General features: G+C 33.3%; 24 protein-coding genes and 1 pseudogene. 17 read left to right on the forward strand and 8 right to left on the reverse strand.

Features of this window, described 5'->3' with window-relative positions; all coding sequences use genetic code 11:
* Nucleotides 1-166 precede the first annotated feature (166 nt).
* The gene (locus tag CD155_RS07875) at nucleotides 167-1,432 is read left to right on the forward strand and encodes a putative glycoside hydrolase (RefSeq protein WP_103213000.1); all 1,266 of its coding nucleotides are present in this window, start codon (nucleotides 167-169) and stop codon (nucleotides 1,430-1,432) included.
* 124 nt (nucleotides 1,433-1,556) lie between these two features.
* Here CD155_RS07875 and CD155_RS07880 read toward each other — a convergent pair whose 3' ends face one another.
* The 3 genes from CD155_RS07880 to CD155_RS07890 all read right to left on the reverse strand — a co-directional run bounded on the left by CD155_RS07880 (nucleotide 1,557) and on the right by CD155_RS07890 (nucleotide 4,301).
* On the reverse strand, nucleotides 1,557-2,918 hold the full coding sequence (locus CD155_RS07880; protein WP_103213001.1) for an FAD-dependent oxidoreductase: 1,362 nt from the start codon (nucleotides 2,916-2,918) through the stop codon (nucleotides 1,557-1,559).
* A 219-nt stretch (nucleotides 2,919-3,137) separates the two neighbouring features.
* Complete coding sequence (locus CD155_RS07885) at nucleotides 3,138-3,725, reverse strand: cell surface protein (RefSeq protein ID WP_103213002.1); 588 nt, start codon at nucleotides 3,723-3,725, stop codon at nucleotides 3,138-3,140.
* 147 nt (nucleotides 3,726-3,872) lie between these two features.
* Entirely contained in the window at nucleotides 3,873-4,301 is a 429-nt protein-coding gene (locus CD155_RS07890) for a hypothetical protein (protein ID WP_103213003.1), read from the reverse strand.
* Between the two features lie 282 nt (nucleotides 4,302-4,583).
* Between CD155_RS07890 and CD155_RS07895 the strand changes: the two genes are divergently transcribed.
* Nucleotides 4,584-5,921, forward strand: coding sequence for an aspartate aminotransferase family protein (locus CD155_RS07895; RefSeq protein ID WP_103213004.1), 1,338 nt, complete (start codon nucleotides 4,584-4,586; stop codon nucleotides 5,919-5,921).
* Nucleotides 5,922-6,108: 187 nt separating this feature from the next.
* On the opposite strand, the gene CD155_RS07900 is transcribed toward CD155_RS07895, so the two are convergent.
* Complete coding sequence (locus tag CD155_RS07900) at nucleotides 6,109-6,672, reverse strand: TetR/AcrR family transcriptional regulator (RefSeq protein ID WP_002444447.1); 564 nt, start codon at nucleotides 6,670-6,672, stop codon at nucleotides 6,109-6,111.
* A 135-nt stretch (nucleotides 6,673-6,807) separates the two neighbouring features.
* Here CD155_RS07900 and CD155_RS07905 point away from each other — a divergent pair, with 135 nt between their 5' ends.
* Both CD155_RS07905 and CD155_RS07910 read left to right on the forward strand, forming a co-directional pair.
* Entirely contained in the window at nucleotides 6,808-7,536 is a 729-nt protein-coding gene (locus CD155_RS07905) for an ABC transporter ATP-binding protein (RefSeq protein ID WP_037541695.1), read from the forward strand.
* Nucleotides 7,533-8,615, forward strand: coding sequence for an ABC transporter permease (locus tag CD155_RS07910; RefSeq protein WP_103213005.1), 1,083 nt, complete (start codon nucleotides 7,533-7,535; stop codon nucleotides 8,613-8,615). The genes CD155_RS07905 and CD155_RS07910 overlap by 4 nt, the downstream gene beginning before the upstream one ends.
* A gap of 168 nt (nucleotides 8,616-8,783) precedes the next feature.
* Here the strand turns inward: CD155_RS07910 and CD155_RS07915 are convergent, their stop codons facing one another.
* Nucleotides 8,784-10,235 (reverse strand): APC family permease, encoded by a 1,452-nt coding sequence (locus CD155_RS07915; RefSeq protein WP_103213006.1) that lies wholly within the window; start codon nucleotides 10,233-10,235, stop codon nucleotides 8,784-8,786.
* Nucleotides 10,236-10,582: 347 nt separating this feature from the next.
* Between CD155_RS07915 and CD155_RS07920 the strand changes: the two genes are divergently transcribed.
* The 5 genes from CD155_RS07920 (at nucleotide 10,583) to budA (ending at nucleotide 16,166) form a co-directional block, all read left to right on the forward strand.
* On the forward strand, nucleotides 10,583-11,308 hold the full coding sequence (locus CD155_RS07920) for a YoaK family protein (RefSeq protein WP_103213007.1): 726 nt from the start codon (nucleotides 10,583-10,585) through the stop codon (nucleotides 11,306-11,308).
* A 27-nt stretch (nucleotides 11,309-11,335) separates the two neighbouring features.
* Nucleotides 11,336-12,220 carry a cidABC operon transcriptional activator CidR gene (gene cidR / locus CD155_RS07925; RefSeq protein ID WP_002444436.1) on the forward strand — a complete coding sequence of 295 codons (885 nt, stop codon included), beginning with the start codon at nucleotides 11,336-11,338 and terminating at the stop codon, nucleotides 12,218-12,220.
* A gap of 433 nt (nucleotides 12,221-12,653) precedes the next feature.
* The gene (locus tag CD155_RS07930) at nucleotides 12,654-13,604 is read left to right on the forward strand and encodes an L-lactate dehydrogenase (RefSeq protein WP_103213008.1); all 951 of its coding nucleotides are present in this window, start codon (nucleotides 12,654-12,656) and stop codon (nucleotides 13,602-13,604) included.
* A 60-nt stretch (nucleotides 13,605-13,664) separates the two neighbouring features.
* Entirely contained in the window at nucleotides 13,665-15,329 is a 1,665-nt protein-coding gene (gene alsS / locus CD155_RS07935) for an acetolactate synthase AlsS (RefSeq protein WP_103213009.1), read from the forward strand.
* A 132-nt stretch (nucleotides 15,330-15,461) separates the two neighbouring features.
* Entirely contained in the window at nucleotides 15,462-16,166 is a 705-nt protein-coding gene (gene budA / locus CD155_RS07940; protein ID WP_002444431.1) for an acetolactate decarboxylase, read from the forward strand.
* 63 nt (nucleotides 16,167-16,229) lie between these two features.
* On the opposite strand, the gene CD155_RS07945 is transcribed toward budA, so the two are convergent.
* On the reverse strand, nucleotides 16,230-17,105 hold the full coding sequence (locus CD155_RS07945; protein WP_172605802.1) for an oxidoreductase: 876 nt from the start codon (nucleotides 17,103-17,105) through the stop codon (nucleotides 16,230-16,232).
* 75 nt (nucleotides 17,106-17,180) lie between these two features.
* Between CD155_RS07945 and panB the strand changes: the two genes are divergently transcribed.
* The 6 genes from panB (at nucleotide 17,181) to CD155_RS13120 (ending at nucleotide 21,709) form a co-directional block, all read left to right on the forward strand.
* Nucleotides 17,181-17,999 carry a 3-methyl-2-oxobutanoate hydroxymethyltransferase gene (gene panB, locus CD155_RS07950; RefSeq protein ID WP_103213011.1) on the forward strand — a complete coding sequence of 273 codons (819 nt, stop codon included), beginning with the start codon at nucleotides 17,181-17,183 and terminating at the stop codon, nucleotides 17,997-17,999.
* A complete protein-coding gene (gene panC, locus CD155_RS07955; protein ID WP_103213012.1) occupies nucleotides 17,992-18,849 on the forward strand; it encodes a pantoate--beta-alanine ligase in 858 nt (285 codons plus the stop codon). The genes panB and panC overlap by 8 nt, the downstream gene beginning before the upstream one ends.
* Complete coding sequence (gene panD / locus CD155_RS07960; RefSeq protein ID WP_070871682.1) at nucleotides 18,846-19,229, forward strand: aspartate 1-decarboxylase; 384 nt, start codon at nucleotides 18,846-18,848, stop codon at nucleotides 19,227-19,229. Before panC ends, panD begins: the two co-directional genes overlap by 4 nt.
* Nucleotides 19,230-19,395: 166 nt before the next feature.
* A complete protein-coding gene (locus CD155_RS07965; RefSeq protein WP_103213013.1) occupies nucleotides 19,396-20,313 on the forward strand; it encodes a zinc ribbon domain-containing protein in 918 nt (305 codons plus the stop codon).
* A complete protein-coding gene (locus CD155_RS13115; RefSeq protein ID WP_256605038.1) occupies nucleotides 20,314-20,832 on the forward strand; it encodes a TcaA second domain-containing protein in 519 nt (172 codons plus the stop codon). It abuts the gene before it with no gap.
* A complete protein-coding gene (locus CD155_RS13120) occupies nucleotides 20,816-21,709 on the forward strand; it encodes a TcaA 3rd/4th domain-containing protein (protein ID WP_256605039.1) in 894 nt (297 codons plus the stop codon). The genes CD155_RS13115 and CD155_RS13120 overlap by 17 nt, the downstream gene beginning before the upstream one ends.
* A 309-nt stretch (nucleotides 21,710-22,018) precedes the next feature.
* Here the strand turns inward: CD155_RS13120 and CD155_RS07975 are convergent.
* Nucleotides 22,019-23,701 (reverse strand): annotated as a pseudogene (locus CD155_RS07975) (CocE/NonD family hydrolase).
* A 150-nt stretch (nucleotides 23,702-23,851) separates the two neighbouring features.
* Here CD155_RS07975 and CD155_RS07980 point away from each other — a divergent pair.
* Nucleotides 23,852-24,445 carry a TetR/AcrR family transcriptional regulator gene (locus CD155_RS07980; protein WP_070871686.1) on the forward strand — a complete coding sequence of 198 codons (594 nt, stop codon included), beginning with the start codon at nucleotides 23,852-23,854 and terminating at the stop codon, nucleotides 24,443-24,445.
* Nucleotides 24,446-24,572: 127 nt separating this feature from the next.
* On the opposite strand, the gene CD155_RS07985 is transcribed toward CD155_RS07980, so the two are convergent.
* Entirely contained in the window at nucleotides 24,573-25,022 is a 450-nt protein-coding gene (locus tag CD155_RS07985; RefSeq protein ID WP_002444416.1) for a VOC family protein, read from the reverse strand.
* Nucleotides 25,023-25,188: 166 nt separating this feature from the next.
* Here CD155_RS07985 and CD155_RS07990 point away from each other — a divergent pair, with 166 nt between their 5' ends.
* Nucleotides 25,189-25,689 (forward strand): hypothetical protein, encoded by a 501-nt coding sequence (locus tag CD155_RS07990; RefSeq protein ID WP_002444414.1) that lies wholly within the window; start codon nucleotides 25,189-25,191, stop codon nucleotides 25,687-25,689.
* The last annotated feature ends 160 nt before the right edge of the window (nucleotides 25,690-25,849 follow it).

Genomic DNA, 25,849 nt, shown 5'->3' on the forward strand with positions numbered 1-25,849 from the left:
ATTGAGAGCCGTACACACGTTTTAATTCAATTTTCAAAATAGTATGTTATTCTATGTTTATAAATAATCATTAATAATATAAATATATTACTTAATTACGCATTTTAGTAAATTTAATAGTAATAAATTCAAATTTATATTTTGTGTGTTTGGGAGACAACAGGGTATGAATAAAAAGAAAGTTCTAGCTGTTTTTGCTACAAGTGCATTACTATTATCAGCTTGCAGTCATGATGAAGGACAAGACAATAAAACGAACGATGAAGACAAAGGGGATAAACAATCAACTAAACAATCTAGTAAGAAACAAAGTGACAATGCGGTTCAATATCCTAAAGATGGTGTAAAAGGCATTTATGTGGCGAGTGGTTCTACTAAAGATGAGAAAGTGGATGAACTGATTCAATATATTAAAGATTCTAAACTAAATTCAATGGTTATAGACGTTAAAGATGATGCTGGTAACATCACAATGAAGTTCCACACTGGAAATAAACTCATAGATAAAAACGAAATGGATCTTGCTGAAGCAAAGCCACTTTTAAAGAAATTGAAGAAAAACAATATTTATCCAATCGCACGTATTGTTACCTTCCAAGATACTAAATTGGCTAAGGAACACCCTGAATGGTCATTTAAAGATAAAGATGGGTCAGTTTGGGAGAATGGCAAAGGCGATAGCTTTGTTAATCCGTTTGTAAAAGATGTTTGGAAATATAATGTGGCAATTTCTAAGGCTGCAGCAAAGGCTGGGTTCCGTGACATTCAATACGACTATGTTCGATTCCCTGAAGGCTTTGAAAATGAGGCAAGCAACTTAGAATATGATAAAGGCGACTATCAAAATAGTAAGTTAAGTTCTGGAGACCAACGTGTAGATACTGTAACTAAATACTTGGAATATGCACATAAAGAATTGAAACCATATCATGTTAAAATTTCTGCAGATGTCTTCGGATATTCAGCATTAGTTAAAAATGCTCCAGGAATTGGACAAAGTTTCCCTAAAATCTCTAAAAATGTAGATGCGATATCTTCGATGATTTATCCATCTCATTGGAGTCCGGGAGACTTTGGGTTAAAAGCACCAGATACAGAACCTTATAAAACAGTGAATCGTTACGTTCAACGTGAAAATAGTATTTTAAATAAATTAGGTAACGATAAACCGAAATCAAGACCGTGGATCCAAGATTTTACTGCCTCTTATTTAGGTGAAGGTAAATATAAGGAATATGACGCACAAGCCATTTCAGATGAAGTTCAAGCGCTTAAAGATAATGGTATCAATGAGTTCTTAATTTGGAATGCAGCTAATGACTATACAAATGGACCTAATTATCACCCTAAAAAAGAAAAAATTAAAGACGAAGGTGAAAAAAAGCAAAAGCATAAAGACTCAAAAGAAGATAATCAAAATCAAAGCAATTAATATATATTTCAATCATCTTAGTGTCATTCTATATTAGACGCTAAGATGATTTTTAACATTAAAAAACCCAGTAAGACGACGATAGCGTACGCCTTACTGAGCATTTATTACTTATTCAAATGAATTAGAATAACATTTTGTCGCTTCCGAACGTATCGCCCAATGCTTGTTGCGCTAATACATTGAGATAGTTCCAAGGACGGTCATAATCAGGTTGGAAGAAGAAATCTTGTACAGCAAATTGTTCTAAAGTGAAACCAGCTGATATCGCAATAGAAATTGTATTGATAGAAGCTGTTACATCTTCAGTAGACATCACTTGTCCACCTAAAATTTTATGACTATCTTCATCGTAAATGATTTTCATATGAACTTTTGTATCATCTTGCATAAATTTAGGATGAATAAGTTCTTCTACATATTTCTGACCTAGATTACCATCATAACTATCCGCTTCAGTACCATGGACACCTGTTTGTCCGAATTTATAATCAAATAATTGTAATCCAGAAGTACCGGATACTCTAGGCATTGTCATATCGTTACCAGTCATGTTTTTCGCTGCAACAACGCCTTGACGACGAGAATTGGTTGCGAGCGCGATATAACGATCCTCATTAACTGGTGCAAATGGTACAAGCGTTGCGTCACCACCTGCGTATACATCTTTAGCAGATGTTTGTTGTTGATGATCGATATTGATAATACCTTTTTTACCTAAATCAATTTTGCCATCTAACCATTCTGTAGCAGGTTCAACCCCCACTGCGAATAATACGGTATCTGCTTCGTATTCAGCTTTATCTGTCACAACTTTTGTCACATTACCATCGTTGTCACCTGAAAGTGATTGAACGGTTTCGCCACCTTTGAAATAAAGACCATGTTGTTTAGAATTTTCTTCTAAAATATCAGTGAATTCTTTATCAAGGTAAGTGTTTAAAATTCTATCTGCAATATCAACAATTGTTGTTTCAATACCTGCTTTAGCAAAGGCTTCAGCAGCTTCAATACCAATGTAGCCACCGCCTACAACAACTGCTTTTTTAGCTTGTGGCATACGTTGTTTAATTTGATCTGCCCATTCACGACCTCGCATAAATAAGACGTTATTATATTGATCTATACCGTCAACAGGAGGTGTGACAGGTTTGCCACCTGGACTTAAGAACAATTTATCATATGACACTTCTTTAGATTGTCCGTTTTGTTCTACGGTAATCACTTTTTTATCAGTGTCTAAGTCAGTCACAGTACTATTAGTATGAATGTTCACACCTTGTTCTTCATAAGAAGATGTTGAAGCATAGTGTAATGAATCAAGTGAAGGAGAAACATTTTCTAAATAACTTTGAATTCCACAGGATAGGAATGAAGGTTTATCGCCACTTTCAAATACTTCGATTTCAGCACTTGAATCTTCTTTTAAAAGGGTTTCAATGGCTTCATAACCTGCATGTGACGTACCAACAACTACATATTTCATAATCTAACTCCTCCTTAAAGAATGTATATCTATTTACAATTAATATGCATAAATTTAATTTAGTGTTTACAATACTTTATTTTCCCTTTAAAGCCTTGTTTATTCATTTGTTACTTGTTTCAAAGTTATTTTTCAAAAAATCGTCATAAAAAAAGGCCGAAACAATAGCGATTCCTCACTATCTTTCGACCAGTTATAAAAGTAATTAAGGTTGTTCGATTATGAAGTTTTGAGTAAAGATTTACGTCTAGCGATCAATAACCCACCTGCGAGTAGTGAGGCAGTAGCTACGACTTCTGTGCTTCGATTACTGTGATCATTACCACTTTCTGGAAGCGTCTGTTTCGATTGCTCCGGTAGATCAGAAGACTGCACATTTCCAACGTAGAACGCGTTAAGTTCTCTAGCAGAGTCTACTGATGTGTCAGTGTTTGTCGCATGATGTGTTTCTTTATAAGTTTTAGTTGTAATACCTTGTCCTGTATAACAATCTTTATTATTTAAAGTACTATACTCACCATAGTTTCCACTTTTATATTGAACTTCTCCATTTTTGTAGACTTTATAAGTGCCTACACCTGCGCCAGATTTATTACTAATGTCGATTTTGTAGTAATCTCCTTTGTCTTTGACAGTTTTGAAATTCTGTAAGTAGGGATTGCCACCGCTGTTTTTCATAGCTTGTTGTGCTACATGTTTTGCATTATTTACAGTTACTTCATCCGCTTTTGCTTCAGAAATATTTACAGTGGAAAATAATACTGTACTTGTTAAAACAGTTGATGCAAGAAGAACAATCTTGTTCACAATGATAACCCCTTTTCGAATTAGAGAATTTAGAATTTGATAGAATGTTTTCTACGCTTTTAGTGTACCACCTGAATCGAATAATCATACCGCTTTAAATGAAACCACATCGAAACTTTAAGGTAAGTTAAAAAAGTTAATATAAACTCATAAATGTTTATTTGAAATCGTAGGAATACAAATCGCCATCAATACCATGAAAATAATATGAGCAACCATCCACCAGAAGTATTCAGGCCAGCTAAATGTAAAGAATGAACGTTGTGCTATAGCGATTAAAAAAGGGTACATAATAATAAAAATAACTATTAAAGGAAAGTATGCTAAATAGTAAAGTGACTTTGAATATTGATAAATGATTAAAAATACGACATAAATTGTAAGCCCAATACATAGATGAATCAGACCTTCGACAATGGTAGGTACGTTTTTGGGATTTACAAGAAAATCAATATTAAGCAATAACTGTGTTAAATGTGTTGATTGTAAAAGGACATCCATCACCATCGTAGTGATTAATAGAAGTGCACTTATGATGAATGCACATAGTAAGTGATAACCGTATCTTAACCACATATCATTTCCTCCAATCATTGTATTACTTATTTTAATTCCCGTATCCATTATGTTTATACATCGTTGCTTATCAAGTTGTTTTCAAATTTAAATTAATGAAGAAGTTTAATTTTTTAATTATTCTGAAAATATTTACAAATCAGAAAATTATTAGTATATTGATTACTACCATAATATCAAGAATTCATTTTGAGACTGATAAAAATATAAAAAGAGAGTGTTTAGATGGACTAAAAACAGTATGAAGAATGAATGATAATTCATAGGGAAGGTGAATTTATCATGAGTAAAGCAGAAAAACTAATAAATGAAGATGGAGAATATTTCGCGAAATCAGGACGAATCAAATATTATCCTTTAGCTATTGATCATGGCTTTGGTGCCACATTAGTTGATGTAGACGGGAAAGAATATATTGATCTCTTATCAAGTGCTAGTTCACAAAATATTGGACATGCACCTAAGAAAGTGACTGACGCGATTAAAAGACAAGCAGAAAAATTTGTGCACTATACGCCGGCTTATATGTACCACGAGCCACTTGTACGTCTATCTAAAAAGTTATGCGACATTGCGCCAGGCGATGATGAGAAAAGAGTGGCATTTGGTTTATCAGGATCAGATGCTAATGATGGCATTATCAAATTTGCACGTGCTTATACTGGACGGCCGTATATTATCAATTTTACGAATGCTTATCATGGTTCAACATTCGGTGCATTATCGATGTCAGCCATTAGTTTAAACATGCGTAAACATTACGGACCATTACTCAACGGTTTCTATCATATTCCATTTCCTGATAAATATAGAGGGATGTTCGAGCAATCGCAACCTAATACAGTAGAAGAATATTTGGCTCCTCTTAAAGAGATGTTTGCAAAGTATGTGCCAGCTGAGGAAGTTGCATGCATCGTGGTTGAGACGATTCAAGGTGACGGTGGGTTGTTAGAGCCAGTGCCGGGTTATTTTGAAGCATTACAAAACTTATGCCACCAACATGGCATTTTAATTGCTGTTGATGATATCCAACAAGGACTTGGTCGTACTGGCACATGGAGTTCTGTATCGCATTACAATTTCACCCCAGACCTCATCACATTTGGAAAGTCCTTAGCAGGTGGTTTACCAATGTCAGCGATTGTAGGCCGTAAAGATATCATGGAAAGTCTTGAAGCACCGGCACATTTATTTACAACTGGAGCGAATCCAGTAAGTTGTGAAGCAGCTTTGGCCACAATTGAAATGATCGAAGAAGAAGATTTATTAACGGCTTCCACTGAAAAGGGGAACTACGTACGTCAGCGTATGAATGAGTGGGTTAAACAATATGAAAGTGTAGGAGACGTGCGAGGTGTAGGTTTATCAATAGGTATTGATATTGTGTCTGATAAAAAAGAAAAGACACGCGATCCAGAAGCGGCTTTAAAGATATGTAATGATTGCTTTAAACATGGCGTTGTGATTATTGCTGTAGCTGGCAATGTTTTACGATTCCAACCTCCACTAGTGATTACTTATGAACAACTAGATCAAGCGCTCGACACCATTGAAAATGCCCTTCAAGCTTTGCAACAAGGTAAACTAGATCAATATGAAGTTACAGGTCAAGGATGGTAATCATCAAATCATGAAATTGTAGCTCAAGTAAATAAAAATAAGTTAAATTAGCAACAATAAATATGTAATAAGCCTCGCTATGCATCATTTAATGGTCATAGCGAGGCTTTAGTATATTAAATCTATAACAATTGGATACTTAAGAAATACTTGATAATAAGTAATTGTGTTTTATCATGTTATCAATTTATTTGAATGCACTAGTAATGATTTTATTCATAATAGTTGCTAATTCATTAGGTTTCTCTATACATCCTCTATTAACCCAATCTTGTATTACTCCGAAAATGGCATTACTGATAAAAATTAATAAGAAATACTTTTCTTTTGTCGTTAACAACTTTGTATTTAAGATGGGTACGATATTGATTTCTATATTTCTTTGTAATACTTTTTTGATTTCTTGATGCAACTTATGTGCACTGTTATCACCTAATAATATTAATATAAGAGACCCACTTGTTGACCAGAACTTAATAGCATTTTCAAAAAAATAAGTTTGTGAGGAAAATTCTTCTTTTAATAATTCTCTTTTTCCTTTTTTTAATAGTTCATTTAGATGAGAATAAATAAAATGTTCTTTATCATTATAGTGTGAATAAAATGTTGTTCTACTGATTTGGCTTTCTTTACAAATGTCTTTCACAGTTATGGTCTCATATGTTTTTATTTTTAAAAGTCTCATCATTCCATTACGAATACGATTTTGAGTTTTGGTTACACGGATATCCCTAATATCTCTTTCTCTCATTATGATCCACCTTTTAGTGAACAATTAATGTAAATGTGTTCGCTTTTTAATAATTTTTATCACTATAATTACATAAAACTCTTAACATTAAATATATATAAACTGTAAGTTATGTCAACAAAGGAGGCAATTTGTATGGATCGAAGCATTGCTAGCTTGTACGAAGTGGTAAAATCATATGGAACACATAAAGTGTTAAATCGTATTACTTTAGAAATTAATAGAGGAGAACTTCTTGGTTTAATTGGACCTAGTGGTTCAGGTAAGACGACAACGATAAAATGTTTACTTGGTATGGAAAATTTCGATTCTGGTTCAGCTGAAATTTTCAAACAAAAAATACCTAATCGTCAAGTTTTAAATAAAATCGGTTATATGGGGCAAACAGATGCACTTTATGAAAATTTAACTGCTTATGAAAACTTAGACTTCTTTGGTCACCTTTCAGAATTAAAAGGTAAAGAATTGGAAGACAACATTAAGAAAAATATGTCTTTAGTTGATTTAGAAAACACATTGAACAAAAAGGTTAATCAATTTTCAGGGGGAATGAAACGCCGACTATCTTTAGCAATGGCTTTGCTTGGTCAACCCGATTTAATCATATTAGATGAGCCGACAGTAGGGATAGATCCTAAGTTACGTAATCAGATTTGGACACAATTAAAAAATATAGTCGATAAAGGAAAAAGTGTGGTAGTAACCACTCATGTTATGGATGAAGCTGAGCGTTGTGATAAGGTTGGTTTAATTATAGAAGGTAGATTGTTTGCCTTAGATACTCCTAAAAATCTAAAAAAGAAATTTAACGCTGATACGATTGAAGAAGTATTTATAAAAGCCGAGGAGGTGAGTTCATCTTGAAACTTTTCGCAATAGTCAAACGTGTTATGAAGGAATTACTTCGTGATAAACGTACGCTCGCACTTATGTTTTTAGCTCCCATGCTGATATTGACATTGATGTATTTCGTCTTTAATGGTAATGAAGAAGACTTGAAAATTGGTATAGATCATTCAGTGTCATCTAATATTACAAACCATCTTCCTACTTCAAATTTAGATATTAAAAAATATAAAACACAAAAAGATATTAAATCTAAAATAGAAGACGACAATTTAGATGGGTTTATATATCAAAAAAGTCATACACTTCATGTGACTTATACAAATGAAGATCCTAGTAAATCTAATCAGATTAAACAAATGATTGGCCAAGCAATTCAGAAAGATAGACTTAGTAGTGTAAAGAAAGTTTCTGAAAAAATGCCAAAGTCAATGCAAATGAAGAATAAGCAAGATATTGATATATCTAATCATTATTTATATGGCGATTCTAATAGCAACTATTTTGATAAAATGTTTCCAATTTTAATGGGATTCTTTGTATTCTTCTTTGTATTTTTAATTTCGGGCATTGCATTATTAAGAGAACGCACTACAGGAACATTAGAACGTGTTTTATCTACTTCTATTCGTCGTACGGAAATTGTTTTAGGTTATCTCATAGGTTACGGAATTTTCGCTATCATTCAAACACTGATTATAGTGTTATTTTCAATTTATCTTCTTAGTATTCATTTAGCGGGTAGTTTAGGATATGTTATTTTAATTAATATATTATTAGCCATTACCGCCTTATCAATGGGGATTTTCATTTCTACATTTGCTAATTCAGAATTTCAAATGATTCAATTTATTCCACTATTTGCTGTGCCACAAGTATTCTTTTCAGGTATATTTCCTTTAGAAAATATGCCCCATTGGCTTAGCAATATAGGATATTTATTCCCATTGCGATATGCTGGTAATGGTTTAACAAACGTAATGATAAAAGGACAAGGATGGACTCATATTTGGTTCGATTTACTCATACTCACAATATTCATAGTTGTGTTTATCGCTTTAAATATTATTGGGTTAAAACGCTATAGAAAAGTATAAAAGTGTATTGTGGGGTATATGAAATCGAAACGTCTTATTATATATTGATGAAAAATTACGTGTAAATACGTAGTATTGAATATAAAATTAGCAGTAAGAAGATTCTTAATTGAAATCATCTTACTGCTATTATTTTTGGGAATTATGTCCAAAGCTCTATAATATGAATTATTTTGGTACGTGATACTCTTCTTCTTCATTTTTCTTAGAATGTTTTAGGCCATAGAGTAAATAAATCACAATACCTATAAAGAACCAAATTAAAGTATATAATTTAGCTTCATGACTTAAACCCCAGAATACAAGCAATACGAGCACAAATGTAATCGCAGGTAAAACGGGATATAATGGTAATTTAAAAGCTGGTTTAGGTAAATCTTTACCTTCACGTTTTCTTAGACGATACATTGCAAGTGATACAAACATAAATGCAACTAATGTACCTGCAGAAATCAATTGCGCTAAGAAAGTGAATGGGAACATTGACCCAATTAATACACCAATAATTGTTAAAACCACTAACGCTCTATTAGGTAAATGTTTATGATTTAAATGACTCAACCATGCAGGGAGTAAGCCATCACGACCAAATGAATATAATAGACGAGATCCGGCTAACATCATACCTATTAAAGCCGTAAACATACCGATCACCGAGATAGCTTGAACGACTGCTGCGATGATACTGTGACCACTTTGACGTAATGCCCAACCTACAGGTTCAGCGTTACCAGCATATTTAGAATAGTGGAACATACCAACTAATACTAAGGCTACAGCTACAAATAGTACAATTGCGACAACTAAAGATCCTAAAATGCCTCTAGGCATCGTTTTTTGAGGATTAATTGCCTCTGCAGAGTTAGCCGCAATTGAGTCAAATCCAATATATGCTAGGAATATCATTGAGACACCAGCGTATACACCTTGCCATCCACCGAAGTGACTGCCTGAAGCAGTGACTTTATGCTCAGGAATAAATGGTACATAATTGCTGAAATGAATTGCTGTTAAACCAACAATCACGAAAAGGATAATCGCTAACACTTTAAGTATAACTAAAATATTTTCAAGACGTGCAGCCTCACTCATACCACGAGAAAGTAATAAAGCAGTCAAGATAATAACCACAGCTGCAATAATATCAATGACGCCACCATCACTACAAAACGGATTCGATAATGCTTTAGGTAAGCTAATTCCAAGTGGTGCAATAAGTCCTCTTAAGTTAGCTGAAAAACCTGATGCTACGAAAGCAACTGCAATAAAGTATTCTGCTAAGAGAGCCCATCCAGCAACCCATCCGAAGAGTTCGCCAAATAATACGTTAATCCAAGAATAAGCTGAACCTGCGAAAGGCATAGTTGATGCCATTTCAGCATATGTGAATGCTACAAGTCCTGCTACGATAGCTGCTAATAAAAATGATAATGCTACTGCAGGTCCTGCATGCTCTGCAGCTACCACCCCAGGTAAGGTAAAAATTGATGTTGAAACGATGGTACCTACACCTAATGCAAGGAAATCACGCACACGCAACGTACGTTTAAGGTGTCCATCTTTGTTTTGATAAATTGTTGGATTCTCTTTTCGAGTAATCCGGTTAAAGAAACTTGCCATAATGAACCTCCACTGATTAAAAAGTAATCTATTTCGAACAGCTATTTAAATTGTTTAATATTCTTGAAAAACGCTTTATTAACAATATGAATGATGAGCTATTTCTAATAATTTATATCATAGCACAGAATAATGTGTTTTTATCTAAAAATTCTGAAAAATTAAAGCTTTTTATGTCTATTTGATGAATAAATCAAACTTAAGCTTATCGCGAAATGATAAACTTGATTATATCAGATATCTGAAAAATAAGAATAGCTTTTTAAAAGGAATTTTTACCAATATTTTACAAATTACATTTAAACAGTGTAAAACTAATAAATTAACAATTGGCATTTAAAAGGTGTATGATAATTTTGAAGAAAATTGAAAAGAGGTGGGTAGACATTTCACTAGATAAATATCTCACTCAAAATATTTATCAATTTAAAGAAATAGCAATTGCATTGACGTTTGTCGGTGGATATGTAGATGCCTATACCTTTTTAGAACGAGGTGGAACTTTAGCAGCTGGACAAACGGGGAATATCATCTTTTTAGCTTCTGAAGTGTCACATCATAACCTTGATGGTGGTCTTTTAAAAATTATTTCAGTACTCTCCTTTATGATTGGCGTCATGTTTGTTTCATTGCTACATGCTAAAATTGCGACAAGATATTGGCGTTTAATCGCGTTACTTCCAATCACAATTAGTAGTATCGTTGTCGGTTTCACTCCGAGTACAGTATCTAATTTATTTATTATTCCGCCACTCGCATTTAGTATGGCCATGCTAACTACCGCTTTCAGTAAAATCGAAGGCGAAGGTTATGCAAATACATTTTCAACTGGTAATTTAAAAAAAGGCGTTGTCGCATTAAGTGAATATATGATAAATAAAGATAAAGTACAATTGAGTAAATCGTTACTTTACATTAGAATAGTAATAAGTTTTGTTGTGGGGGCAATTGTATCTGCGTTACTTCAAAAATTTATGGGAATTTATACCATATTAATTGCTGCAATCATTTTACTGGGTGTCTTAATATTTTATAGCTTCCTCATTTATCGCAGAGAACGTAATATACAGTAATATTAATTTGCATAAGGATGAGAATAAATGGAAATTAAACAAATAAAATATTTCGTAGAAGTTGTTCGCCAAGGTGGAATGACACAAGCATCTGAACATTTATATATTGCTCAATCAACGATAAGTAAAGCGATTAAGAACATTGAAAATGAATACGATATTACTTTATTCGACCGTTCTCAGAAACAAATTAAACTCACTGACATTGGGCAAACATTTTATGATAACAGTTTAGAATTTTTAGCATTATTTGAAAAGCTATCATTAGAAATGAATGATGTGGTGAATGTTCAAAAAGGTCACATTAAAATAGGTCTGTCACCTATGATGAATGTGCAAATGTTTACGAATGCCCTCAACCAGTTTCATAAGTTATATCCGAATGTGACGTATGAAGTGATTGAAGGCGGAGGTAAAATAGTTGAGAATTTAACTGCCAATGACGAAGTAGATATCGGAATCACTACTTTACCAGTCGATCACACGCTATTCCATTCAATTCCTTTATACAATGAGGAATTACTACTTGTGGTAAGTAATGATCATCACCTTGCACATTTGAAAAAGGTCGACTTAGCTGAACTGAAAGATGAAGAATTCGTACTCTTCCATGATGATTATTATTTAAAAGACCAGATTATCGAAAATTGTAAACGCATAGGCTTTTACCCTAAAACAGTGGCAAACATCTCACAAATCAGTTTTATTGCCAATATGATTCAACAAGGTATAGGTATCAGTATCGTACCAGAAAGTTTAGTACATTTAATGGGGGATAATGTTACGTCTATACAGTTAGAAAATGTAGAGCTCTCTTGGCATCTAGGTGCGATTTGGAGAAAGGATGCATACCTGAATTTTGTTACGCGCCAATGGATTGATTTTATATCACAACTTGAGCCTATTAAATAGAATACGTTTAATCTGTTTGAGTTATTAATCTTAGACTTAATATAAACTGGATAATAAATTCCAAAATACAAAGCTCCTAAAACGAAGTGAATGAATACTTCGTTTTAGGAGCTTATTTTATGTTGTTACCTCACTGTTTAAACACGTAATGTAATATGACTGATTACGTTTTTCTATAGATGAACCATTCCTTTTAAGAATAGTAATAATCGTTATTATGTATTTTATTAATACTTCATTGTGTACTATAATTGTAAATGTAATGAAGTTGGTCACTAAATACTATATTTTGTATAAATTGTAACAAATTTATCACTGAAATGATGAATATATAAAGAAGTAGAATTAAAATTCTAGTTATTTTAATGAAAATATTATAAAAATAAAACTAAGCACATCATTGTGTAACTTTATTTCGAAGGAGTTCGTTAAAATGAAAAAATTTAGTAAAAAAGTAGTATTAATTGGTGATGGATCAGTAGGTTCTAGCTATGCGTTTGCAATGGTCACACAAGGTATAGCAGATGAATTTGTCATCATTGATATTGCGAAAGATAAAGTAGAAGCTGACGTGAAAGATTTAAACCACGGCGCGCTTTATAGTGCATCACCTGTTACAGTCAAAGCGGGAGAATACAGCGATTGTAAAGATGCAGATTTAGTTGTTATTACAGCTGGTGCGCCACAAAAACCAGGAGAAACACGCTTACAACTCGTCGAAAAAAATACAAAAATCATGAAAAGTATCGTTTCAAGCGTGATGGATAGTGGTTTCGATGGCTTCTTCTTAATCGCAGCGAATCCTGTAGATATCTTAACACGTTATGTTAAAGAAGTGACTGGTTTACCAGCAGAACGCGTCATTGGTTCAGGAACAGTATTAGATAGTGCTAGATTTAGATATCTTATTAGCCAAGAGTTAAATGTTGTACCTTCTAGCGTTCATGCAAGCATTATTGGTGAACATGGTGATTCTGAATTGGCTGTATGGTCACAAGCTAATGTTGCGGGTATCTCAGTATTTGATACTTTAAAAGAACAAACAGGCAGTGAAGCAAAAGCTGAAGAATTATACGTTAATACAAGAGATGCAGCTTACGACATTATCCAAGCTAAAGGCTCTACTTATTACGGTATTGCTTTAGCACTTTTACGAATCTCTAAAGCATTATTAAATAATGAAAATAGTGTTTTAACTGTGTCAAGTCAATTAAATGGGGAATATGGACATAAAGGGGTTTATTTAGGTGTCCCAACACTTATTAATCAATATGGGGCAATTAAAGTATATGAAACACCTTTAAGTGATAATGAAAAACAATTATTTGATCAATCAGTGAACACATTAGAAGAAACATATGAATCAATTAAGCATTTAGTGTAAAGTTTTAAAATTAAAAGAGGATAGCTAGGAAATTAAATTTTTGAAAGGATATGAAAATAAATGGCTGACAAACAATATTCAGCAGCAGATATGGTAATTGATACTTTAAAAAATAATGGAGTTGAATACGTATTCGGTATTCCGGGAGCTAAAATAGATTACTTATTTGACGCATTAGAAGATGATGGTCCAGAATTGATTGTTACACGTCATGAACAAAACGCAGCAATGATGGCACAAGGTATCGGACGCTTAACAGGTAAACCGGGAGTAACACTTGTAACAAGTGGCCCTGGAGTTAGTAATTTAACAACTGGTTTACTCACTGCTACATCTGAAGGTGATCCAGTGTTAGCAATTGGTGGTCAAGTTAAACGTAACGATTTATTACGCTTAACTCACCAAAGTATTGATAATGCATCATTATTAAGATCATCTACGAAATACAGCGCAGAAGTTCAAGACCCAGAATCATTATCAGAAGTTATGACAAATGCCATGCGCACAGCAACGTCAGGCAAAAATGGAGCAAGTTTTATTAGTATTCCGCAAGACGTTATCTCTGCACCAGTTGAAGCGCAAGCGATTTCGCTTTGTCAACAACCTCAACTCGGTGTCCCAACTGAAAAAGATGTTCAAATAGTCATTGATGAAATCAAAAATGCAAAATTCCCAGTTCTTTTAGCTGGAATGAGAAGTTCAAGCCAAGCAGAAACGGAAGCTATCCGTCTTTTAGTTGAAAAAACAAATCTCCCTGTCGTTGAAACATTCCAAGGTGCAGGTGTCATTAGTCGAGAATTAGAAAATCATTTCTTCGGACGTGTAGGTCTTTTCAGAAACCAAGTTGGTGACGAATTATTAAGAAAAAGTGATTTAGTCGTTACAATTGGTTATGATCCAATCGAATATGAAGCAAGTAATTGGAACAAAGAATTAGACACTAAGATTATTAATATCGATGAAGTACAAGCAGAAATTACTAATTTTATGCAACCAGTTAAAGAATTAATTGGAAATATTGCTGGAACAATTGAATTAATTTCTAATCATGTAGATGAACCATTCATCAATCAAGACCATTTAGATGAACTTGAAAAATTAAGAGCTGAAATCATTGAAGCAACGGGTATTAAAGCTACACACAAAGATGGTGTGATGCATCCAATTGAAATTATTGAAACGATGCAAAAGGTACTAAGCGATGATACAACAGTGACTGTTGACGTAGGAAGTCATTACATTTGGATGGCACGTAAATTTAGAAGCTATAATCCAAGACATTTATTATTTAGTAATGGTATGCAAACATTAGGTGTTGCACTTCCTTGGGCTATTTCAGCAGCGCTTGTTCGTCCAAATACACAAGTCGTTTCAGTAGCTGGTGACGGTGGTTTCTTATTCTCAGCCCAAGATTTAGAAACAGCGGTACGTAAAAACTTAAATATCATTCAATTAATTTGGAACGATGGACGCTACAACATGGTTGAGTTCCAAGAAGAAATGAAATATAAACGTTCTTCAGGCGTAGAGTTTGGTCCAGTTGATTACGTTAAATATGCTGAAGCATTTGGAGCTAAAGGATTACGTGTTTATAATCAAGAAGAATTAGAAGCGGCGATTAAAGAAGGTTATGAAACAGATGGTCCCGTAGTCATCGATATTCCAGTGAACTATGAAGATAATATGAAATTATCTACAAACATGTTACCGAATGCTTTAAATTAATTCGACAACGTATGTGATAGTACTATCATTTTCAAAAATAAAAGAACGCATTCTAAAGAGAAAGTTGAAATCTTTAGATTGCGTTTCTTAAAGTGTAAGAACGAGTGAATATTAATAGGAGTGAAATGAATAATGACTAATGTATTATATCAACACGGCACGTTAGGCACGTTAATGGCAGGTTTATTAGAGGGAACAGCCTCTGTCAATGAGTTACTAGAACATGGAGATTTAGGTATTGGCACGCTTACTGGTTCAAATGGTGAGGTCATCTTTATAGATGGTAAAGCGTATCATGCAAATGAACATAAGGAATTTATTGAGTTAAATGGAGATGAAATGACACCATATGCCACTGTGACACAGTTTAAAGCGGATAACCAATTCCAATCTTCGAATAAAGACCAAGATGCGATATTTGAGGAAATTAAAGAACAAATGGTAAGCGAAAATATGTTTTCTGCAGTGAAAATCTCAGGAAAATTTAAGAAAATGCACGTACGTATGATGCCTGCTCAAGAACCTCCGTATACGCGTTTAATTGACTCAGCACGTAGACAACCTGAAGAAACGAGAGAAGACATTAAAGGTGCAATTGTAGGCTTCTTTACACCTGAATTATTCCATGGTGTGGGTTCCGCAGGTTTCCATATTCACTTTGCGAGTGATGAACGTGACTATGGTGGTCATGTACTAGACTTTGAAGTCGACGATGTTAAAGTCGAAATCCAAAACTTTGAAACATTTGAACAGCATTTCCCTGTGAATGCGAAATCATTTACAGAAGCGCATATCGACTATAAAGATGTTGCAGATGAAATCAGAGAAGCTGAATAATCTTTCGATTCCCAAAGACGTATCAATAACGCCTTTGGGATTTTTTTATCCTTTGATAACTATTTATTCACTTTCTGTTTGTGTGAATTGACGATGATAGGACTTTAAGAATATATAAACTGAGTCGAGATAGGGGGTTTCTAGTTGATGATAACGGGCACGTTCATAAATATATCCTTGAATCGCCTCGACTTCCAAAGGTTGTTGATTCATGACGTCATAATACATGCTTGTTCCCATCTCGTCTGGATAACCTTTATAAATTGCCATGATGTCATCAACCGTTTGCTTTGGAAAATGAATACCCTCAGACTGAGCAACTTTAAGACCATCTTCAAGAATGTTGCGACAAAGTTGACTTATTTCTGGCAATTGTAAAATTTTAGCAGTTTGATGACCAATCGCAGTGATTGAATTAATACCTAGATTAACTAGTAATTTATACCAAATTTTATGTTCGATATTATTTTCTAAAATAAGTTCAATTTTAGTAGAAGAAAGTAGTGTTTTTAATTCTCGTGTTTTTGGCGTATCTTGGACGTGAAGACGATAATCTCGAAAATGTGTAACCTGATTTGCTACTTTTTGACCACTAATGTAGACGACTGCTTGATGAACATGTTGGTATGGAATACGTTGCACTTGTCCGTAACCATTTTGCGATAAAATAATTAATGTATCTGGATGTGCGAGTGCTTTTAATTGATTAATTACAGTGCCGAGTTGATGTGTTTTAACAGCAATGATAATGACATCGAATGTTTGATTCATGTTATCGTAAGAACTAACATCAATGGTTATCGCTTTAGAAGTATTTTCCGGGAAATAAGTCATCGATTGCTTTCGACGACCAATGAGTTTCGTTTCTGGTAAAATCGCTTTTAATTCGGCAGCAATCGTTGTTCCAACGGCGCCAGGACCTATGATAGCAATTGTCATGAGATAATTCTTTCCTTTCTTGGTGCAATTCATTATACTATTGCTAATAATAAAGGAAATAAAGGATGAAATGAATTGAAAACATTAAGTCAATTAATGAAGATGAAACACGAGCAAACGAAATTATCTATGGTTACAGCTTATGATTTTCCGAGTGCAAAGCAAGTACAGCAAGCTGAAATCGATATGATATTAGTTGGAGATTCACTTGGCATGACCGTTTTAGGTTATGAAAGTACAGTTCAAGTCACAATTGAAGATATGATTCATCACGGTAAGGCAGTGAGACGAGGCGCACCTGACACATTTGTAGTTGTTGACATGCCTATTGGGACTGTAGGTTTAAGTGTTGAAGACGACTTAAAGCATGCTTTACGTTTGTACCAAGAAACGCAAGCGAATGCACTAAAAGTGGAAGGCGCACATCTTGTTTCTTTCATTCAAAAGGCGACACGTATGGGTATTCCAATCGTATCTCATTTAGGACTAACTCCTCAAAGTGTCGGTGTGATGGGCTACAAATTACAAGGTGGCACGAAAGAAGCAGCTATTCAGTTAATTGAAGATGCCAAGGCAATGGAAGAAGCAGGCGCAGTATTACTCGTTTTAGAGGCAATTCCAAGTGACTTAGCTCAAGTGATTAGTGAGAAACTTACTATACCAGTGATTGGTATTGGTGCCGGTAAAGACACAGACGGACAAGTATTGGTATATCACGATATGTTGAATTATGGTGTGGATCGCCAAGCTAAATTTGTTAAACAGTTTGCTGACTTTTCAATAGGTATTGAAGGTTTGAAACAATATAATGATGAAGTTAAAAATGGAACATTCCCTTCAGAACAACACACATACAAGAAAAAGATTATGGACGAGGTTGAAATCAATGACTAAAGTCGTTACTACTATTAAAGAAATGCAAAACATCGTTAAGTCATATCATCAACAAGGACAAACAATAGGCTTTGTGCCAACAATGGGCGCATTACATGAAGGCCATTTGAAAATGATGCGTATGTCAGTAGAAGATAACGATGTGACAGTGATTAGTGTCTTTGTTAACCCATTACAATTTGGACCCAATGAAGACTTTGATGCTTATCCATGTCAAATTGATCAAGATGTTGCGGCTGTAGAAGCGATAGATGTTGATTATGTTTTTTATCCGAGTGTTGAAGAGATGTATCCAGATCAATTAGATATCACTTTGGAAGTAGGCCGTTTGGCTGAGGTGCTTGAAGGGGCGCAACGTCCAGGTCATTTCGAAGGCGTGGTTACAGTTGTTAATAAATTATTTAATATTGTACGTCCTGACTTTGCTTATTTTGGGAAAAAAGATGCCCAACAACTTGCAATTATTGAAAAGATGGTTAAAGATTTCAACCATCCTATTGAAATTGTAGGTGTGGATATTGTAAGAGAAGACGATGGTTTAGCTAAAAGTTCACGAAACGTTTATTTAACAAATGAGGAACGTAGTGAAGCTGTACATTTGAGTAAAAGTTTGCAACTTGCACGTGAATTGTACGATAAAGGCGAACGACAAAGTGACGTCATCATTCAAAGTATAGTTTCTTATTTAAATGACCATACGAGTGGACATGTAGACGAAGTAGCTATTTATAGTTACCCTGAATTAATCGAACGGGAATGGATTAATGAGCAAATATTTATTTCATTAGCGGTGAAATTTTCAAAAGCGCGCTTAATAGATAATATAATAATTGGAGATGAAAAGTATTGATTAGAACGATGATGAATTCTAAAATTCATAGAGCAAGAGTTACGGAGTCGAATTTAAATTATGTAGGAAGTATTACGATAGATACTGACATTTTAGAAGCAGTGGATATTCTACCTAATGAAAAGGTAGCAATAGTAAATAATAATAATGGCGCTAGATTTGAAACATATGTTATTGCAGGTGAAAGAGGAAGCGGCAAGATTTGTTTAAATGGAGCAGCTTCAAGATTAGTTGAAGTTGGAGACGTTGTGATTATAATGACATATGCACAATTAAACGAAGAAGAGATTAAAACACATGCACCTAAAGTAGCTGTTTTAAATGAAAATAATGACATCGTTGAGATGATTCATGAAAAAGAAAACACGATAGTTTTATAGAATTTATAGACTTTTCTTAGCCGAGGTACTTATAGAGTAGCTCGGTTTTTTATGTTAAAAAGCGTGTATTACTTTAAAAATATTATATAAATATAAAATTATATAGATAGCAATATAAATATAGTATATAATCTAAATTATCTTAATATTGGAGGTCCAAACATCTATGAATTGTCCTAAATGTGGTCAGAACTATCAACAAGAAGACGTCTTTTGTGGCAACTGTGGCACAAAGCTCCCTGAGAGCGTAGCAGAAACTACAAAGACAACATCAGAAACTGCAAATAAAGAGGCACAAGGTGAACAAAGTGTAATCCAAACACAAGTAACAAAGGAAATTGAAGAAGTAACTACAAATTCAAAGGAACAAGCATTCCATCAGCACCAAAACATCAATCAGTCAGTAGTCAATCAAAATGATACGCATGAACATATTGAAACGCCGTTAGAACAAGGTACACAAAGTAATAATAAAGATACATTCTATGAAATGAAGCAATTTTTTATAAGTGCATTTACACATCCAGATCAAGTTTTAAAAACGGAACAAACATTTAGTACTAAATTACTTTTAATACTCATCATTGCTGGATTAGCTGTAGTTGCCTTGTTATTTAATGCATTAATTCCAGACCAAGTAGGTTTTTTTGAAGTGTCAAAATCTAGTATCGTATTTAAATTTATAGTGAGCTTAGCTATTATCTTAGCCGTTCACATCGGCATCACTTATTTAGTTGTCAGATTAACGATACTTCCAGAAGTCAAGTTCAATAAAGTATTTTCAGACTATGTATTAATCAATACATTCACAGTTGCATTATTAATTCTTTCAGCGTTTTTATTTGCGTTAAGTTCTTACAAATTTGCTTCGCTGATTATTATCATCATGTATTTATTTTTAACAATATCACCAGCATTCATGCTTGCGAAATATAGTTCAATATACAATACAAGAATTTCAAGTTTGTATGGAATTTTGATTCTATTATTTGTACTTTCAATTATCATTTTAGTTTTTGGTCAAAATATCATTGAAGGTACCCTAATGCAAAACTTTAGTAAATTATTTGGAAGAGTGATTTAAGTGAAGTTTTGTAAACACTGTGGAAATCCTTTAAACCCTAGTCATAAAGTTTGTACGAGATGTGGTAGGCCAATAGGTCATATAACACAAACAGCACCTAAACATGAAGTTCATCAGCCATATCCTCCGGGTCGTTATCATGATGGGTATCAATTTAAGAAGCCGAATAAACCGTTAATTGTTATTTCAATTCTCGTCGCTATGATCACGATAACACTGATTGCACTCTTCTTTTTTCTGAAACATCAGCTTTCTCCTGAACAAACTGTTGATCAAATTTCAGATGCACTTAAAAAAGAAGACGCTCGTCATCTTTCTAAATTATTAACTTCTGACGGTAAGAAGCTCGACGATAGTGAAGCACAAGCATATCTTCGCTTTTTGAAAAATGAAGGCAAACTAAGTGAACTAACGCAAGATTTGAAAGATAGTCTTGATAAAATGAATACATCGCAGACGAAAACACACACTGTAAGTATTAATAATTTAGCAATTATTCAAGTTGTTAAAAAAAGGTAAGCGTTATGGCCTGTTTAATCATTACGAGTTTAATATTCCTAAATATTCAATTGATATGTATGCACAAGATGATGGAAAAATTAATTATGAATATGAAGGGAAAAAGCATACGATTCATTTGAAGAAAAGTGAAACTGCTCATGTAGGCACATTTCCACTTGGAAATTACCAGCTTAAAGCTAAAAAGCAAGTTGGTAATAAAACATTCAAGGGGAATTTAACGATATTAATGACACCCGCTCGCTCAATCGTTAAAGAAAATTTTAAAGAAAAACGGTTTATGATCAAAGCAGATAATACTTATAAAGTGAAAGATATACGATTATTTATTAACGATAAAGGTAAAGGTAAATTAGAAGAATATAAAACGTATGGCCCATATACTTCAGATGAAAAGGTGGTCGTACACCTTGAAGGCAAAGTTGGTAAGCATCTTATTAAAACAAATCGTGAGCAAGTAAAATTACCTGAAGGAACTGAAGAATACAAAACAATCACGCTCTCATTCGATCCGGAAGAAATAAATAAGTTTGATGATGATGACACTGATTCAGATGACTCAAACAAAGATAAAAAAGAAGATAAAGAACATAAGGAAAAATCTGATGATAAAGAAAATGACAATCAAGAAAAGAAGAAAACAGATTTAACACTTTCGGAAGCAAAAGATATAATAAAACAATTTGATGAAAGTGCTCCCTCTGATTCTAACCACTCTTATGTGTTACATCCTTATATGAAATGGGGTGACTCTGTTATAGATGTTAAAGATAAATCAGGAAGAACAATTTACATATATTATATTTCTACTAAAGAAAAATTTATTTCTAAAGGTAATATAAATGGTGATCATATAAATAGTGGTTATTATCATTAACCTATTATAAATCGATAATGAGTTGATTCTTTATCATGCCTCTAAGATTATTTTCATTAGCAAAATAGTCTTAGGGGCTTTTTATGTTGCTATACCACTAAATTTTAAATTAAAATAACGTGAATCAATAAAAATATTTAAATTACTGTAGATTCAGAAGATGGTCTTGTTACCGAATATGATAAAGATGGCGAAAAAGTTGGTTCAGGTTACTAATAGTTAGAAGAAAAGCACTAACATAAGCAACTAAATCAATTAGAATTTGAGTAATTCAAAATTGGCTTAGCATGACTTAGTTAGTGCTTTTTATTATTGAGGTATGATTGGAATAATCAATTGAGAGTCATAGTTTCCACCGGTATGAACATGATGGATACCTTGATTGACAGTTTCATGATGTTCATAACGTGTGCTTAAACCTGGAGAGCTATTGCCTTTAATGATTTCGTTCCCTTTAATCACAACTACAATAGATTCTCCTTTTTTGAAATATGTGCTTGAAGGTAATATCTCAATTTCAATAGGTACAATTTCACCGTTTTTAATTTTTAATTCTTGTTCATGTTTGTGCCAAGGCTGTGCAATAGTTGATTTGTCTTTATCTAGTTCTCGGTGTGATACTCTTAACCAACCTGTAGCTACTTGTCCATTTTCAATGTGGTTAAAGTCAGGGAAATGAACTTCTTCACCCTGTTTATTGAGTTTTTTGATTCCTGCAAAGATATCCATATCGTTAGTTTCTTCAGTTGAAACCCACAATTTTAAGTTCATATTACCTGTGATTTCTGTATCTTCTGAAAAGGTATGAGTAAATCGTAATTCGTCAGTATCTTTTTCAGAATGATAACTTGTAACGTGAGTTTGATTTGGTACTTCATGAGTTAATGACATGTCTTCTCCTTCTAAATATAGAGAAGTATATTGTGTGTTTGGAATAGGGAAATTTGAAGCTTCTCGATAATGGCCTTGATAGAATTGATTTCTAACTTCATAAGTTACACGAGGAGTATCTTTCCAATCATTGTCTTCTTTTTTTAAATAATAATCGAAGAATGACTTTTGTTTTTCTAGATTTTCACGTGCATAGTAACTTTCCCATTCCTTACGTCCATGTATATATAACCATTTATCAACTGAGCTTGCTTGTTTGAAGCCTTCGAAAGAGCCACGATTGTGTAATCCTTGTGTAGACCAACTTGCACAAGTTAATAAAGGAATACGTATATTTGATAGAGGAACTTGGCGTGCTTTCCAATAATCATCGAAAAGTGGATGCGCACTTTGTGCTTTAATTAAGTCTTCTATGTTAGGATTTTTTGGCCATCTTGCGAAAATACCTTGAATCCAAAAGCGATAAAAACCTGTATCTGGAATACCGCCGTGGAATGCAATTTCACGATACATATCATTTAAACCTTCCCAAGGAATCATAGCTTTCAAATGAGGTGGATTTAGAGATGCGACCCACCATTGAGTAACAGCTAGATAAGAAACACCATTTGTACCAACATTTCCATTGCTCCATTCTTGTTGTGAAGCCCATTCAATCACTTCGTAATAATCTTTGGCTTCTCGTTCTGACCAAGGTGATAACACGCCATTTGAACCAGAGCTTCATCTAAGTGCTACTTTAACTACGACATAATCATTTGGTACCCAAAATCCAGGATCTGGAGATTCTTCTGGTGTAAAACTTGAAGTCGCTATATTTCCTAATGTAGGCCATTTTGCTCCCATATTAGTGATTTTAGGTTTATTATCTTTCCCATATGTGTCCGCTGACATAACGACTGGAAAGCGTCCTTCTTTGTTAGGTCTGAAAATATTTAAATATAACGCTTCGCCATCTTTCATAATAACTTTGACATCTTTTTCCATGATCATTTCTTGGTTACCATATTGTACGCTGTCTACAACAATATGGTTAGTGCCTGATTTTACATCGTTAACATGAGTCACTTCTAAATTTGGATTTCCTAATAATTGTTTCATAGCTTACCCCTTCCTTTGTTGAGAATCATTTTCAATACATCTTCATCATACAAAGAGGGAATATAGATAACAATCCTCATTTCTTTAAGTTTGTCTAAAATCCAACACATTGCTTATAATTGTGGAAAGAAATTAATAGAAGGTGACATGATGTCTCAAGATAGAAGAGTAAGAAAAACACAAACAGCTATTAAAGACGCGCTCATTTCATTGCTCAACAAGAAAAGCTTTGGTGATATTACAATTCAAGAAATTTCAGATATGGCAGATGTTAACAGAAGTACATTCTATACACATTATTTAGATAAGTATGATTTATTAGATCAAATGGAAAATGAAAAGATTGATGAGATACGAAGTTTTATAAAAGGAAATACTCATTTTGATAATGAAACCTTTTCTGAAAATCAGCTACGAGAAACAATGGAATTTGTAATAAGTAGTATAGGAAAGCATCTAGAATTTTATAAACTGATGTTTAATATTGGAAAAGACTCTAATTTGCATGAGAAACTATATGAATTATTAACAGGCCACCTTAATAATGTTGTCAACGACGATGACAAAATCGGCGATATTCCATTCCCATATTTTATGAGTTATGTTTCAGGAGCAGGTTTATCATTGATACGTCATTGGGTTGAAGATGAAAATAGAATTTCACAAGAAGCATTGATTCAACATTTTTATGAAATCGTGAATTATGGTCCTGCAACGATTATAAGAAGAGAAAAAAGAAGTTGAAAATACAGAGAGGAAAGTTGACTGCTAGGGAAACGCAACCACATAAAACTGACCTATCAAATTAAATAAACTCCTAAAAAGAAGTCTTAAATGCTTCATTTTAGGAGTTATTTTTTCGAATAACTTATTATTTATTCATTTTCGAATAATCTTGGCCGTTTAGCATCCAACGTACACCATATTTATCCGTAAATGCTCCCATTGTTCCACCCCAAAATTGTTCAGCAAGAGGCATTTCAATATTTAAAGATTCATGATCTTTAATTCTATCGTAGAAATTTTCAACTCTTTCAGCATCGTCTTTATCATTAACATCATAATCAATTAATAATGATATTCCATTATTAATGTTTTCCACGCGACCAAAAGAATCAGAACATAAGATTTTAACACCTAATATTTCAAATTCAGCATGCATTGTCGCTTCATCAGCTTGATCTTTTGTTAAACCAAAGTTCTCAGCTTGCTCTTCTCCAACTGCTAATCTATTCACATTTGTTGCGCCAAACACATCTTCATAGTATTCAATAGCATCTTTAGCTTTTTCAAATGATAAATAAGGATGTAATTGTGTCATATTTTTATAACCCCTTTATTTACAAAATTTCTTTCTAAAGCGATCATACTATAAATATATATGAGTGTCCTCAAATTAAAATTATTAAAATGTCGGCTATATTTGACACATTTGAACTTGTCGTATATATTTGACATTGAGAAAAGATATTGAGGAGTGAAACGAGATGAGTAAATTCAATGATTTAATGCTTAATTGGGTCACAAGTACCTCTACGAAAAAAGATGAAAGAGAAAAATCGGAGCTCAATCAAAAATTGGCAAACATGTTCGGGATATACTATATAATTACTGCAATATTAATTGCAGTGTTTACAGGTATAGATATGTATCATCACACCATTTCGATACAAACGATACTTTTATTTGCTACGTTCTTTATATTTAATTTGATAATCGTATTTAACTTTAGTAAGAACCGATATTTTGAGGAAGCGGCGTATTCACCAAAAGAATATAAGAAATTAGTAAAGCGATACACAATACTCAGTATTATATTTATGGTTTATTTTGGTTGTTGCATGGCATTCTTTTCGGTAATGTTAGATTATTTTTGGAACGATCCTATTAGTTGGACCAATAATATACTACATGGATTGATTTCAGGATTCTTTTTTGGTGCATTCATGTTTTGTGTGTATATTATTAAGCTGAAAAAGGAATACTGAATGATTAAAATAAAGTGCTAGCGTATGAATGTTTAACAAGAAAACTTCATTTTTAAGTATTTTAAAAAATAAATATTAAAATAGCCTCTCTTTATACATCTGATAATATATAATAAAGTCAAACTATATTTACCGGACGTATTAAAGGGAGGTTTTGTCA

Source organism: Staphylococcus caprae, assembly GCF_002902725.1.
Classification (GTDB): Bacteria; Bacillota; Bacilli; order Staphylococcales; family Staphylococcaceae; genus Staphylococcus; species Staphylococcus caprae.

What these genes read in the sequence shown, in the direction of transcription:
- CD155_RS07920 (WP_103213007.1), top strand. Translation starts at nt 10,583, where the DNA reads ATGATAATTTTGAAGAAAATTGAAAAGAGGTGGGTAGACATTTCACTA.
- CD155_RS07945 (WP_172605802.1), bottom strand. Translation starts at nt 17,105, where the DNA reads ATGACAATTGCTATCATAGGTCCTGGCGCCGTTGGAACAACGATTGCT.
- CD155_RS07980 (WP_070871686.1), top strand. Translation starts at nt 23,852, where the DNA reads ATGTCTCAAGATAGAAGAGTAAGAAAAACACAAACAGCTATTAAAGAC.
- CD155_RS07875 (WP_103213000.1), top strand. Translation starts at nt 167, where the DNA reads ATGAATAAAAAGAAAGTTCTAGCTGTTTTTGCTACAAGTGCATTACTA.
- CD155_RS07990 (WP_002444414.1), top strand. Translation starts at nt 25,189, where the DNA reads ATGAGTAAATTCAATGATTTAATGCTTAATTGGGTCACAAGTACCTCT.
- budA (WP_002444431.1), top strand. Translation starts at nt 15,462, where the DNA reads ATGACTAATGTATTATATCAACACGGCACGTTAGGCACGTTAATGGCA.
- panC (WP_103213012.1), top strand. Translation starts at nt 17,992, where the DNA reads ATGACTAAAGTCGTTACTACTATTAAAGAAATGCAAAACATCGTTAAG.
- alsS (WP_103213009.1), top strand. Translation starts at nt 13,665, where the DNA reads ATGGCTGACAAACAATATTCAGCAGCAGATATGGTAATTGATACTTTA.
- CD155_RS07985 (WP_002444416.1), bottom strand. Translation starts at nt 25,022, where the DNA reads ATGACACAATTACATCCTTATTTATCATTTGAAAAAGCTAAAGATGCT.
- CD155_RS07930 (WP_103213008.1), top strand. Translation starts at nt 12,654, where the DNA reads ATGAAAAAATTTAGTAAAAAAGTAGTATTAATTGGTGATGGATCAGTA.
- CD155_RS07895 (WP_103213004.1), top strand. Translation starts at nt 4,584, where the DNA reads ATGAGTAAAGCAGAAAAACTAATAAATGAAGATGGAGAATATTTCGCG.
- CD155_RS07880 (WP_103213001.1), bottom strand. Translation starts at nt 2,918, where the DNA reads ATGAAATATGTAGTTGTTGGTACGTCACATGCAGGTTATGAAGCCATT.
- cidR (WP_002444436.1), top strand. Translation starts at nt 11,336, where the DNA reads ATGGAAATTAAACAAATAAAATATTTCGTAGAAGTTGTTCGCCAAGGT.
- CD155_RS07915 (WP_103213006.1), bottom strand. Translation starts at nt 10,235, where the DNA reads ATGGCAAGTTTCTTTAACCGGATTACTCGAAAAGAGAATCCAACAATT.
- CD155_RS07890 (WP_103213003.1), bottom strand. Translation starts at nt 4,301, where the DNA reads ATGTGGTTAAGATACGGTTATCACTTACTATGTGCATTCATCATAAGT.
- CD155_RS07900 (WP_002444447.1), bottom strand. Translation starts at nt 6,672, where the DNA reads ATGAGAGAAAGAGATATTAGGGATATCCGTGTAACCAAAACTCAAAAT.
- CD155_RS07905 (WP_037541695.1), top strand. Translation starts at nt 6,808, where the DNA reads ATGGATCGAAGCATTGCTAGCTTGTACGAAGTGGTAAAATCATATGGA.
- CD155_RS07965 (WP_103213013.1), top strand. Translation starts at nt 19,396, where the DNA reads ATGAATTGTCCTAAATGTGGTCAGAACTATCAACAAGAAGACGTCTTT.